The organism is Methylobacterium oryzisoli (assembly GCF_046557895.1).
Classification (GTDB): Bacteria; Pseudomonadota; Alphaproteobacteria; order Rhizobiales; family Beijerinckiaceae; genus Methylobacterium; species Methylobacterium oryzisoli.
On the sequence record NZ_JBKIBX010000001.1, the window covers coordinates 210,318 to 222,575 of the forward strand.

At 72.4% G+C, this 12,258-nt stretch carries 13 protein-coding genes; 7 read left to right on the forward strand and 6 right to left on the reverse strand.

What is annotated here, in order from left to right:
• The first annotated feature begins 245 nt into the window (after positions 1-245).
• The 4 genes from ACKUB9_RS01055 (at position 246) to ACKUB9_RS01070 (ending at position 4,197) form a co-directional block, all read left to right on the forward strand.
• Positions 246-1,022, forward strand: a complete 777-nt coding sequence (locus ACKUB9_RS01055; RefSeq protein WP_407518702.1) for a LamB/YcsF family protein — start codon at positions 246-248, stop codon at positions 1,020-1,022.
• Entirely contained in the window at positions 1,022-1,744 is a 723-nt protein-coding gene (locus tag ACKUB9_RS01060; RefSeq protein ID WP_407518703.1) for a 5-oxoprolinase subunit B family protein, read from the forward strand. Before ACKUB9_RS01055 ends, ACKUB9_RS01060 begins: the two co-directional genes overlap by 1 nt.
• 24 nt (positions 1,745-1,768) lie before the next feature.
• Complete coding sequence (locus tag ACKUB9_RS01065) at positions 1,769-2,785, forward strand: 5-oxoprolinase subunit C family protein (protein ID WP_407518704.1); 1,017 nt, start codon at positions 1,769-1,771, stop codon at positions 2,783-2,785.
• 227 nt (positions 2,786-3,012) lie between these two features.
• Entirely contained in the window at positions 3,013-4,197 is a 1,185-nt protein-coding gene (locus ACKUB9_RS01070; protein WP_407519089.1) for a multidrug effflux MFS transporter, read from the forward strand.
• Positions 4,198-4,267: 70 nt separating this feature from the next.
• Here ACKUB9_RS01070 and ACKUB9_RS01075 read toward each other — a convergent pair whose 3' ends face one another.
• Positions 4,268-4,477 carry a hypothetical protein gene (locus ACKUB9_RS01075; RefSeq protein ID WP_407518705.1) on the reverse strand — a complete coding sequence of 70 codons (210 nt, stop codon included), beginning with the start codon at positions 4,475-4,477 and terminating at the stop codon, positions 4,268-4,270.
• A gap of 256 nt (positions 4,478-4,733) precedes the next feature.
• On the opposite strand from ACKUB9_RS01075, the gene ACKUB9_RS01080 reads away from it, so the two are divergent.
• On the forward strand, positions 4,734-5,240 hold the full coding sequence (locus tag ACKUB9_RS01080) for a DoxX family protein (RefSeq protein WP_407518706.1): 507 nt from the start codon (positions 4,734-4,736) through the stop codon (positions 5,238-5,240).
• A 126-nt stretch (positions 5,241-5,366) separates the two neighbouring features.
• Here ACKUB9_RS01080 and ACKUB9_RS01085 read toward each other — a convergent pair whose 3' ends face one another.
• Complete coding sequence (locus tag ACKUB9_RS01085; RefSeq protein ID WP_407518707.1) at positions 5,367-5,732, reverse strand: winged helix-turn-helix transcriptional regulator; 366 nt, start codon at positions 5,730-5,732, stop codon at positions 5,367-5,369.
• Positions 5,733-5,841: 109 nt separating this feature from the next.
• Here ACKUB9_RS01085 and ACKUB9_RS01090 point away from each other — a divergent pair, with 109 nt between their 5' ends.
• Entirely contained in the window at positions 5,842-6,843 is a 1,002-nt protein-coding gene (locus tag ACKUB9_RS01090) for a zinc-dependent alcohol dehydrogenase family protein (protein WP_407518708.1), read from the forward strand.
• A gap of 205 nt (positions 6,844-7,048) precedes the next feature.
• On the opposite strand, the gene ACKUB9_RS01095 is transcribed toward ACKUB9_RS01090, so the two are convergent.
• The 4 genes from ACKUB9_RS01095 to ACKUB9_RS01110 all read right to left on the reverse strand — a co-directional run bounded on the left by ACKUB9_RS01095 (position 7,049) and on the right by ACKUB9_RS01110 (position 10,712).
• On the reverse strand, positions 7,049-7,984 hold the full coding sequence (locus ACKUB9_RS01095) for an alginate O-acetyltransferase AlgX-related protein (RefSeq protein WP_407518709.1): 936 nt from the start codon (positions 7,982-7,984) through the stop codon (positions 7,049-7,051).
• 54 nt (positions 7,985-8,038) lie between these two features.
• Complete coding sequence (locus tag ACKUB9_RS01100) at positions 8,039-9,196, reverse strand: PAS domain-containing protein (RefSeq protein ID WP_407518710.1); 1,158 nt, start codon at positions 9,194-9,196, stop codon at positions 8,039-8,041.
• 271 nt (positions 9,197-9,467) lie between these two features.
• A complete protein-coding gene (locus ACKUB9_RS01105) occupies positions 9,468-10,154 on the reverse strand; it encodes a LuxR C-terminal-related transcriptional regulator (protein ID WP_407518711.1) in 687 nt (228 codons plus the stop codon).
• 96 nt (positions 10,155-10,250) lie between these two features.
• Positions 10,251-10,712 carry a MarR family winged helix-turn-helix transcriptional regulator gene (locus ACKUB9_RS01110; RefSeq protein WP_407518712.1) on the reverse strand — a complete coding sequence of 154 codons (462 nt, stop codon included), beginning with the start codon at positions 10,710-10,712 and terminating at the stop codon, positions 10,251-10,253.
• Between the two features lie 158 nt (positions 10,713-10,870).
• Between ACKUB9_RS01110 and ACKUB9_RS01115 the strand changes: the two genes are divergently transcribed.
• Positions 10,871-12,256 (forward strand): MATE family efflux transporter, encoded by a 1,386-nt coding sequence (locus ACKUB9_RS01115; protein ID WP_407519090.1) that lies wholly within the window; start codon positions 10,871-10,873, stop codon positions 12,254-12,256.
• The last annotated feature ends 2 nt before the right edge of the window (positions 12,257-12,258 follow it).

A 12,258-nucleotide genomic window follows, 5' to 3' on the forward strand; every position in this document is an offset into this window, starting at 1 on the left:
CTCTCCCGTGCGGGAGAGGGGCAGGGGTGAGGGCCCCGGGAGGGTGCCGCAAGAAGGCGGAACGGCGCCCGCTACCAGCACGACGGTTAGAGTTTAACCCTGGACCCTTCCGCTCCCCGCACCACGCTCCGTGCTTCACTGCGGCCCCACCTGGACCCTCACCCCTACCCCTCTCCCGCACGGGAGAGGGGATCCCGCGCTGAACGCGGGGCAGTGGCGCAACTTCGAGAAGGCCGGAGATCCCCATGCCCACCATCGACCTCAATTCCGATCTCGGCGAAGGGTTCGGCGATTACCGGGCCGGGGACGACGCGGCGATGCTCGCCATCGTCACCTCGGCGAACGTCGCCTGCGGCATGCATGCGGGCGATCCGCAGATCATGGCGCGCACCTTCGGGCTCGCCCGCGAGCGCGGCGTGGCGGTGGGAGCGCATCCGGGCTACCCGGACCTGTGGGGCTTCGGGCGGCGGGTGCTGCCCTACACGCCCGCCGAGGTCGAGCGCATCGTCGCCTATCAGGTCGGCGCCGCGCAGGCGCTCGCCGCCTATGCCGGCCACCGCATCACCTACGTGAAGACGCACGGGGCGCTCGGCAACCTCGCGGCGGCCAACGACGAGGTGGCGATGGCGGTCGCGCGCGCCGTCAAGGCGGTCGACCCGGACCTGTCGCTGCTCGCCATCGCGCTCTCCGCGCAGGTGCGCGCCGGGGAGGCGCTCGGCCTCGACGTCCACCAGGAGATCTTCGCCGACCGCGGCTACACCGAGGAGGGCCTGCTCGTGCCCCGCGGCCAGCCGGGCGCCATGATCGAGGACCCGGAGGTGGCGGCCGAGCGGGTCGTCACGATGGTGCGCGAGGGCGCGATCATCGCGGGGTCCGGCGTGGGGTCGGGCAAGCGGCTGCCGACGCCGATCCGCTCCGTCTGCGTGCACGGCGATTCGCACTACGCGGTCGCCACGGCCCGGACGGTGCGGGCGCGCCTGGAGGAGGCGGGCGTGACGGTCGCGCCCTTCCGGCCGGCGTGATGGCGCTGCCGCGCCTGCTCGATGCCGGCGAGGCGGCCCTCGTCGCCGAATTCGGCGACCGGGTCGATCCGGCGATCAGCGACCGGGTGCTCGGCCTCGACGACGCGCTGCGGGCCGACCCGCCCGCGGGCCTGCGCGAGACCGTCCCGACCTACCGCTCGCTGATGATCCACTACGACCCCCTCGTCCTCGACCGCGACGCGCTCGCCGCGCGCGTGCGCGCCCTGGCGGAGCGGATGGACGGCGCGGCCGCGCGGCACGCGGGCGCGTGCTGGACGCTGCCCGTCTGCTACGACCCCGACGTCGCCGAGGATATCGGCGCGGTCGCGGAGGCGATCGGGCGTCCGGCCGCGGAGGTCGCGGCCCTGCATGCGGACGCGGAGTACCGCGTCTACATGTACGGCTTCGCGCCGGGCTTCGCGTATCTCGGCGGGCTGCCGGAGGCGCTCGCGGTCTCGCGCCGGGCCACGCCCCGGCCGCCCCATCCGCCGAACGCCCTGATGATCGGCGGCGGCCTCGCCGCGGTGGCGACGGTGCCGATGCCCACCGGCTGGTACGTGGTCGGGCGCACGCCCGTGCGGCTCTACCGGCCCGATCAGGACGAACCCTTCCCGGTGGCGGTCGGCGACACGCTGCGCTTCTCGCCCGTCGACGCCGCTGCCTTCGCGTCGCTGGAGGCGCGGGCGGACGCGGGAGAGACCGTGGCCCGCCGCGAGCCGTGAGGATCCGCGCATGAGCCTCCCCCGATGAGCCTCCTTCGCATCGACGCCGCCGGGCCCGGCACGACGCTCCAGGATGCCGGGCGTCACGGCTACCTGCGCTACGGCTTCACGGCGGCCGGGCCGATGGACCCGCTGGCGCATGCCACCGCCAACCGCGCCCTCGACAACCCGCCGGGCGCCCCGGCGATCGAGATCTCGCTCGCCGGCCTCGCGGTGACGGCCGAGGAGGAGCCCTTCGGGGTGGCGCTCGCGGGCGGCGCGTTCCGCATCGCCCTCGACGGCGAGCCGGTGCCCCCCGCCGCCGTGCTGACGCTGCGGCCGGGCAGCACCCTGACGGTGCGGGCGGGGCGGGCCGGCGCGTGGTGCACCCTCGCGGTGGCGGGGCGCCTCGATGTTTCCCCGGTGCTCGGCTCGATCGCGACCCACACCCGCTCGGGCGTGGGCGGCCTCGGCGGCCGCGCCCTGCAGGCGGGCGATGCCCTGCGGATCGCCGAGGCCCGGCCCGGCCCTGACGAGACGCACGCCCTCCTGGCCCCCTGGCTCGACCGGCCGCCGGGGGAGATCCGGGTGGTGCTCGGCCCCCAGGACGATTTTTTCGCCGCGGACCAGATCGCCGCCTTCCTGGCGGGACCCTGGACCGTGACCCCGCGGGGCGACCGCATGGCCTGCTTCCTCGACGGGACGCCGCTCACCCATGCGCGGGGCTACAACATCGTCTCGGACGGCATCGCCATGGGGGCGATCCAGGTGCCGGGGGAGGGCCGCCCGATCGTCCTGATGGCGGACCGGCAATCCACCGGCGGCTACCCGAAGATCGCCACCGTGATCGGGCCCGATCTCGGCCGGCTGGCCCAGGCGCAGGCCGGCACGCGGCTCTGCTTCCGCGCCGTGTCGGTCGCCGAGGCGGTGGCCGCCCGGCGCGCCGAGGCCGAGGCGCTGGCGCCACCGGTGGCGCACGAGCCCCTGGTGCGCACGGCCTTCACGCCCGAGTTCCTGCTCGGGCGCAACCTGATCGGAGGCGTGGTCGACGGGGCCGCCTGAGCCTGGCGCGGACGGGCGCATCGCTGCCATGCTCCGGCGCGGCCTTGCCGCGCCGGGCCGTCTCCGCCACCTCTGCCGGGTCGACCCCCTCCCCGATCTTCCCTGTCAGGAGCAGCATGGCGCCGCGCGCAAGCCACGACGAACGGCCGGCCGAGAAGCAGGCCGAGGGGCAGGTGACGACCTGGGCGGGGCCGGGCTTCACCGAGTTCGTCGCCCTCGTCGCCTTCATGATGGGGCTCACCGCGGTCACCATCGACAGCTTCCTGCCGGCCTTCCCGGCCATCGCCCGCGACTTCGCCATCACCGACCCGAACCGGCCGCAGCTCCTGATCTCCGTCTACATGCTGGGCTTCGGCGTCGCCCAGCTCGCCTATGGGCCGATCTCGGACGCGATCGGGCGCCGGCCCGCGCTGATCGGCGGCACCGTGATCTACCTCGCGGGCAGCGTGCTCGCCATGCTGGCCCCGAGCTTCGAGGTGCTGCTCCTCGCCCGCGCGGTCCAGGGCATCGGCGGCGCGGCCGGGCGCATCCTCGGCGTCGCCATCGTGCGCGACCGCTTCGGCGGGCGCGACATGGCCCAGGTCATGTCCTTCTGCATGATGGTCTTCCTCATCGTGCCGATCGTCGCGCCGGCCATGGGCGGGCTCGTGCTGGCGGTGGGGCACTGGCGGCTGATCTTCGGGGCCATGCTGGCGCTCGCCGTGGTGGTGCTCGCGTGGTTCGGCTGGCGCATGCCCGAGACCCTGCACCCGGAATTCCGCCGCAGCCTCGATCTGCGGGCGATCGGCAGCGGCATCGCCACCGCGGCCGGCACGCGCGAGACCTTCGGCTACGCCACGGCGCTCGGCCTGCTCACCGGCTGCATCCTGGCCTATGTCGGCTCGGCGCAGGCCATCTTCGACACCGGCCTCTACCATCTCGGCCGGCTCTTCCCCGTCGCCTTCGGGCTGATCGCCGGCGCGATGGGGGTGGCGACGCTGATCAACGCCCGGCTGGTGCGCCGCTTCGGCATGCGGCGGCTCTCGCATGGCGGGCTGGTCGGCCTGTTCGCGATGGCGCTGGTGCAGCTCGGGCTGATGCTCGCCTTCGCGGGCCGCCCGCCGCTGCCGCTGCTGATCCTGACGCTCGCCGCCTGCCAGTTCCTGCTCAGCTTCGCGATGCCCAACTTCAACGCCATCGCGATGGAGCCGCTCGCGGCCATCGCCGGCACCGCCTCCTCGGTCATCGGCTTCTACACGACCCTACTGGCGGCCCTCTGCGGGCTCGTCGTGGGGCAGGCCTTCGACGGCACGGTGATCCCGCTCGCGGCCGGCTATTGCGGCTTGAGCGCGCTGAGCCTGCTCGCGGTGCTGTGGACCGAGCGCGGACGGCTGTTCGGCACCGGGACGGTGCCGCATCCGCCCCCGCGCTGACGACGCGCCCGGTCTCGGGCATGGGAGGCCCGGAGCGGACCCGCGCGGGATCGCCCCGGGGAGCGCCCGCTCACGCCTCCTCGAACAGGATCCCGACCTTGGGCGGGTTGCGCCACATCACGCGGCAGGTCTTTCGGCCATGCCGGGCCTGGACCGTGAAGATTTCGGGCAGGGCGAAGGCGTCCTCGGTCACCAGAACGGCGCCCGATGCCGTGGCGGTCTCGATCGTCACCGAGGCGATGGGCCGGTTGCCGATCAGCGCCTGGGCCTTTCTGCTCATGAAAGGGATGGTCGACATCATCGTGTCTTGCTCGCGCGCTGAGGATGACGCGTGGTGCATGATCCTCTGCCGAAGTGAACCTTAGGTAAAGGAGGGTGCATGCGCCTGCCGATGCGGCCCCCTGGCGGACGGACCAGCGCGCCCGATTAACCCGCCCTTGATGCCGGCCGCGCCAGAGTGCCCGGGTGCGGGGCGCCGCGCGATCCTCGATACGCGCCCCGACGCAGAGCCTTGATGCAGAGCCTTGGAGACCGCGATGGGACGCGACGGGAACGGGATCCTGCTGGCCGGGCGGCTCCTGCTGGCGGCGGCCCTGCTGCCGGCCGGCATCGCCCACGCGCTCAACCCCTCGGGCTTCGCGCTCACGCTGGCCGGCACCGGGATGCCGGCGCCGAACGCGGTCGCGACCGCCTCGATCGTGATCACGGTGTTCGGTCCCCTGGCGCTGGCCGCGGGCGTGCTGCCGCGCTGCGTCGGCTGGGGCCTGGCGGTCCACACCCTGGTGATGGGCCTGCTGCTGCACCGGTTCTGGGATTTTTCGGGCGCGACGGCGCTCGTGGAGCGCGAGCTGTTCCTGGCCCAGGCCGGGCTCGCGGGCGGGCTGATCCTCGGCACCATCGCGGGGCCGGGCGCCTGGAGCTGGCAGGGCTGGCGGCACGGGATGCGCGCGGCGCCGGCCCCGGCCAAGCCCGCGCCCAAGGCGGCCGCCCCGCGCAAGCGGGCCGCCGGCCCGCGGCCGAAGCCCGCGCGCGCCGCGGCCTGAACCCGGGTCTCGGGTGCTCTGCGCCGAAGGGAATGCCGGTTCGGCGCAGGCGCGCGCGTTCCTCATGAGAAGGGCCCGTGTCATCGCACGGACCTGCAGCTTGGCGAGGAACTGCTTGGCGAGGCGTTACGAAGCCGCCGGCTCAGATTGCCGGAACAGGTCCATATTGGCTTCTCCCCAAGCCGAGAGGGACAGAAGGATCGGTACGAATGTCCGGCCCCGATCGGACAGGCTGTATTCGACCTTTGGCGGCACCTGAGCGTAGACGACGCGATTGATCAGTCCGTCGGCTTCCAATTCGCGCAACTGATTGGTCAATGTCCGCTGAGTGACGCCGGACATCAGGCGCATCAACTCGTTGAAGCGGACCGCGCCTCTTTCATGAAGATACCAGAGCGCGACGCATTTCCATTTTCCGTCGATCAGGCTGATCGCCGCCTCGACCGCGCAACCGGGATTGCAATCCAGGCTGGAATGGCGCCGCTTGACCATGTCGGTATCATCCTGTGCACCGAGGGCAAATTTTGTGCGTATTACGGCGCCGGTGTGTACCCCCTAAGTGGGCTCTTACCATCAATCGGGTTCGAGAAGAGGTAAGAGCATGACCGGCACCATGAAGGCGATCGTCCTCAGCAAGTTCGGTGGCTTCGACGCTTTCGAGATGCGCGATGTCGCCGTACCGGTCGTCGGACCTCGGCAGGTCCGGGTGCGCGTTCACGCCACCGCCATCAATCCTCTGGACTATCAGATCCGACGTGGCGATTACGCCGACGACGTGCCGCTCCCCGCCATCATCGGTCACGACGTGTCCGGCGTCGTGGAAGAGAAGGGGTCCTACGTCAGCGAGTTCGACATCGGCGACGAGGTCTACTACACGCCCAGGATCTTCGGCGGCCCCGGCTCCTACGCGGAGCAGCACGTTGCCGATGTCGATCTGGTCGCCCGCAAGCCGCACAACATCGACCATCTGGAGGCTGCCAGTCTGACGCTGGTTGGCGGCACGGTCTGGGAAGCTTTGGTGGCCCGCGCCCAGCTCGCCGTTCATGAAACCATTCTGATCCACGGTGGTGCCGGCGGCGTGGGTACAGTGGCGATCCAGCTCGCCAAAGCGATGGGTGCACGGGTCATCACGACGGCGCGCCGTGGCAACCACCCGTTCGTGCGTTCGCTCGGAGCGGACGAGGTGATCGACCACCTCTCCGATGACTACGTCTCGGCCGTCGCAGACTTGACGCGTGGGCAGGGGGTGAACGTCGTGTTCGACACGATCGGCGGCGACACGCTGACGAGAAGCGCGCGCGCCCTCGCGGATGCCGGACGGGTGGTCAGCATCGTCGACATCGCACAGCCACAGAACCTGATCGAGGCCTGGGGAAAGAACGCCGCCTACCACTTCGTCTTCACCCGGCAGAACCGAGGCAAACTCGACGCGCTGACAAACCTTATCGAACGCGGCCTGATCCGACCTGTCATCGGCGCGGTGCTTCCACTGGCTCGGATCGGCGAAGCGCATGAACTGCTCGAAGGCGGGGGCTCCCGTGGGCTTCGAGGCAAGCTGGCGATCGATGTCGTGGGCCAGACGGTCAGGCTTCCCGCGCCGTGATGGAGACAGCGATACGACGACGGCAGTGTCCCAGGATGCCATCGCTCTCGGGATAGTCCGGTGGCGTGCGGCGAGTGGCGGCTTTCAGCGCCGGTCTCGCCGAAGGCTGCCTGACCGGCTTCCACCCGAAGCCTCAGCGGACCCTCGCGCGGCCAAGCGGATCGCGTTCGGACCCCGGTCCCGCCGGACGATCGCGGGGCCGGCCTCAGTCCGCGCCCGCCGGCACGCCCTTGCGCGCCCGCACCAGCCGGGCCAGCGCCGCATGCCGGAAGTGGTGCGGCGGCAGGCGGGCCATGAAGCGCTCGGCGAACTCGCCGATCACCACGTCGGGCCGCACGGCGGCCACGTAGTCCCAGTCGATCCCGGGCGACCACAGGAAGTGCACCTCCCGGAAGGTCTCGGCCAGCAGCCCCGTGAGCATGCCGCTGTAGACCTCGAAGCGGAAATGCGAGCAGGAATCCCCGAACAGGACGATGCGGCGCGGGTCGGCGTCGGGCGCGTCGTTGCGAAACACCACGTGGGTGCCGAGGTGCAGTTCGCCGATGCGCCCCTCCGCCTCGAAGTCGCGCACGAGGTCGTTGGCGTAGGCGCGCACCGCGTGGCGCTGGAGGGCGTGCGGGGTGAAGGGCTCGGTGTGCGGCGGCGCCATCTTCACGCCGAGGTCGCCGCAGAGTTCGCCCGGCGGCAGCGGGCGGCCGTCGCGCAGATCCTCCCGCGGGCGCGCGCCGAGCCGCCGGCAGAGTGCCTCGTAGGCGATGAAGCAGCCCTCGTGGGTCCAGTGCGTGTCGGTGCGGAAGTAGAGGTCCTGCGCGCGGCGCTGCGCCCGCAGCGGCTCCACGAGGTCGACCAGGGTCGCGGCCGCGCCCGAACCGCGCAGCCAGCGCCGCAGGCGGTTGGCCGGCGCCGCCGCGACGTCGACGGCGAGGCCCTCGGTCCGGTCGTCGTAGATGGTGAGTTTTTCGGGCACGACGAGGTGCAGGTAGCGCAGGCCGAGCCGGCGGCAGCGGTCGGCCCGCCGCACCACCTCGCGGCGCCAGCGCCAGTCGTGGTGCCACGTGCGCCAGGAGCGGGTGTACTGCGCCAGCACGTCGTTGCTGCCCCCGATGAGGAACAGCCACCCGTCCCGCCCCACATGCACCATCCCGCGTCCCGCCTCCGGCCCGAAGGCGGCTCCTGGCCCGTGGCCGTCACGGGGTCAAGACCAGGCGGGCAGGTGTCCGACGTAGCGGCTGGTCACGTCGGCGGCGACGCCGATCATCCGCTCGCCCGTGCCGGTGCCCCGCATGAGGCGCCCGCGGGCCGAGATCCAGCGCCGCCGTCCGTCCGGGCTGGTGATGCGGTAGACCACGTCGTAGAGGGCCTCGCCCCGCAGCCCCCGCTCCAGGGCGGCGAACACCACCGGCTTGTCCTCCGGGTGGATCAGGCTGATCAACCCCTCCAGCGGTCCTTCGCATCCGCCGAACAGCGCGGTGGCGTTCGGCGAGCAGGTGCAGAAGCGGGTCGACGGGTCGATCTCCCAGGTCACGAGGTCGGCGGCTTCCACGGCGAGGCGCAGGCGCTCCTCGCTGGTGCGCTGGGCCTCCTCGGCCATCACCCGCTCGTGGATGTCCGAGACGGTGCCGACCCATTCCCGCACCGTGCCGTCCGGGTTCTCGAGCGGCACGCCGCGCGACAGCATCCAGCGGTAACCGCCGTCCTGGTGGAGGACGCGGTAGCAGACCTCGATCGGCTCGGCGGTGCGGCAGGATTCCGCCCAGACCTGTGCGGTCCGCGCCCGGTCGTCCGGATGCAGGGCGGCGAGCCAGCCGTGATCCCGCATCTCCTCCTCGGACTGCCCGGTGCGCGCGGTCCAGCCGAAGCTCTGGGCGATTCCGCCCTCCGGGGTCGCCCGCCACTCGACCGCGGCGCTCGCCTCCACGAGGGCGCGGTAGCGCTGCTCGCTCTCGCGCAGGCTGGCGGCGACATCGGCGAGGCTCGGGGCGGCCCGGGATGAGCACGGAGCGGACGGGCGGCTGAGGCGCACGAAGTTCGGCTCGTAGCGGCCGAGGGGAAGTTCGATGCGCACCGCGACCGGGCAGCCCGGGTCGGCGTAGATCTGCTGCAGCACCTGCCGCAGGCGCCGCGCCTCCACGCGCACGATCGCGTCCGTGGCCGGGTCGAAGCTCGGCGCCCGCTTCAGCGCGTCGGTGGCAATCGTATACGATTTGAGCAGGCTGCCCCGCCCGGCGAGGCTCTCGCGGACCACGTAGGACAGGAAGGCCGACAATTGCGGCGACTTCTTCAACTGGGGCTGGTCCAGCAGCTGATCGAGCGCGGCGAAAATGGTCTCCGATCCGATCGCTTCCCGTTCCATCGCGACGGTCTACTCGCCTCCAGCACGCGGCCGTGCGTCCGGCGATGGCGCATCGCCGGCCTCCGGGGCCCGATGCGTTATCGTACACATGACCGCATACCTGCAACAGGTATGCAAAAGTCCCGAAACGGCACGGCCACGCGTTTTCATGCAGATCCGGCCGATCCGTCTGCCGCAGGGACAGGTCAGTTCATGGTTTGATTGATGCAGGTCTGGAGCTGGAAGCCTGTATCGAGGGCAGGTCCGGGCCGGATGGAACCCTGGGGATCGCTCAGCCGGCGAGAAGCCGGGCGCCCACCACCGCTGCGGCGGCGCGGTTCTGCACGCCCAGGCCGCGCAGCAGCGCCGCGATGTGAACCTTGACGGTGCCTTCGCCGAGCTGCAACTGGCGCGCGATCTCCTTGTTCGACTTGCCCTCCACGAGGAGCGAGAGGACGTCGCGCTGGCGCGGCGTCAGCTCCACGGTGCGGCCGGCGCGCGGCATGTCGCCGCCCTCGAACCCCGCGCGGCGCTCGGAGGCCGAGGTCCGGGCCGGCCCGTCGAGGATCGCCAGGGAGGGCGGCACGTAGATCTGGCCCTCCAGGATCATCCCGATCGCCCGGGTCAGTTCGGAGGAGCCGAGCCCCTTGGGCACGTAGCCGTGCACGCCGACTTCGAGGGCGGCCAGGATCTTGCGCCGCTCGCTCGACCCGGAGACCACCGCCACCGTCACCCAGGGAAAGCAGTCGCGCACGGCGCTCAGGCTGCCGGGTCCCTCCATGCCGGGCATGGCGAGATCGAACAGCGCCAGCGAGATGCCGTTCGCGCGCTGCGCCAGCTGGTCGAGGGCCGCGTCGAGGGAGCCCGTCTCGACGATCTCCTTGAAACCGAAGTGGCGGCTCAGAATCGCCGTCATGGCCAGGCGGAAGAACTCATCGTCATCCGCGATCAAGGCGGAATGCGCCGACTTCCGATCCATGCCGCCCGCCCGGTGAAGCACTCAACTGCCTTGCATTTAGGAGGAGCCCGGGGGCGGCGTCCACTGTTTCCGCCGGAGGGCGGCGGCGTCGAGCGCTCAGTCTCCGGTGCGCCCGAAGGCTTCGCCGAAGCCCGGCGAGGCGATCTCGTCGACGAGCGCGCGCAGCTGCGCGGCCTTCTCCCGCCCGAACACGGCCTCGAAGCGAAGCTGCGCCTCCCGCCAGTGCGCCGCCGCCGCGCGCAGGCGCGCCCGCCCGGCCTCGGTCAGCTGGACGCGCCGCTGGCGCCGGTCGCGGGCATCCACCGCGAGCGTGACGAGGCCGTCGCGCGCGAGCGGCTTCAGGGTATGGCCCAGCGCCGACAGGTCCATCACCATCGCCTCGGCGAGTTCGCCCATGCTCGGGGTGCCGAGTTCACGCACCTGGACGAGCAGGCCGAACTGCGTCGCGCGCAGGCCCGAAGGCGCGATGGCGTCGTCGTAGAGCTGGCCCAGCCGCCGGGTCGCCCGCCGCAGGCCGGCATTGCTGCAGCGGCCCGGTCTCTCGCCCGTCTCGCTCACCCGTGCGTCCCTCTCTGGCGCGTCGCCCGCCTGCCGCATGGCTCGGACGGGCATCGGCCCTTGACGATTGCTGGCATATGCCATCAATTCGCTCGCGAGGCCATCCCGGCACCATGCCGCCCCACTCGGCCTCCGTCGAGGTCCGCATGACCGACCGTCTGGACGACCGCACGCGCCGCCTGCTCCGGGATCCGATCGGTCCTACGCTGGTGCGTCTGGCCGTTCCCACCATGCTGGTCATGACCGTCCAGGCGGCGGTGGGGCTGATCGAGACCGCCTTCGTGGGTCGGCTCGGCACCGACGCGCTCGCCGGCATGGCGCTGGTCTTCCCGCTCCTGATGGTGGTGCAGATGATCTCGGCCGGGGCGGTCGGGGGCGGCATGCTCTCGGCGGTGGCCCGCGCGCTGGGGGCGGGGCGGCGCGCCGAGGCCGAGGCGGTGGCGTGGCACTCAGCCCTCCTCGGCCTGGGGTTCGGGCTCCTCACCACGGCCCTCTTCCTGCCGTTCGGACCGGCGCTCTACGCCGCGATGGGTGCCGAGGGCGCGACGCTCGCGGCGGCGCAGGCCTATGGCGGGATCGTCTTCGCCGGGGCGGTGCTGATCTGGCTGTTCAACGCGCTCGCGGCGGTGATCCGCGGCACGGGCAACATGGCGCTGCCGGCCGTGGTCACCTGCGCGGGGGCGGCGCTGCTCATCCCGCTCTCGCCCGTGCTCATCTTCGGCCTCGGGCCCCTGCCGGGGCTCGGCATCATCGGGGGCGGGGTCGCGGTCCTGGCCTATTACGCGGCCGGCACCGCGGTGTTCATCCGCCATCTCTGGGCAGGGGAGGGGATCCTGCGCCTCGGCCGCCGGCCGCCGGCCCCGGCCTGGGGGCCGACCCGCGAGATCCTGCGGGTGGGGGCGGCCTCCGCGCTGGTGAGCCTGACCACCAACATCACCATCGCGGTCGCCACGGCCTTCGCGGCGAGCGCCGGAGCGGCCGCGGTGGCGGGCTACGGCACCGGCGCGCGGCTCGAATACCTGCTCGTGCCGCTGGTCTTCGGCCTCGGCGCGCCGATCTCCGCGATGGTCGGGACCTGCATCGGGGCGGGCGAGCGCGCCCGGGCGCTGCGCGTCGCCTGGACCGGGGCGGCGATCGCCGCAGGGATCACCGAGGCCATCGGCCTCGCGGCGGCGCTCGCGCCCGCGGCGTTCCTCGGCCTGTTCGGGGCCGAGCCCGGAATGCTGGCGACGGGGAGCCGCTACCTGCAGATCGTCGGCCCGTTCTACGGTTTCGCCGGCCTGGGCCTCGCCCTCTACTTCGCCGCGCAAGGGGCAGGACGCGTCGGCTGGCCCCTGGCGGCGGGCCTGACGCGGCTCGCCGTCTCGGTGGGCGGCGGCTGGGTGGCGCTGCGCCTCGGCATGGGCCTCGACGGCGTGTTTCTGGCCCTCGCCCTCGGCCTCGCCGCGCTCGGCACGATCAACGCCGCCGCGGTGGCGGCCGGCGTCTGGTTCCGCGTCCGCCCGGTCCCCGCCCCCGCTCTCGCGGCCAGTCCCGGAGAATGAGC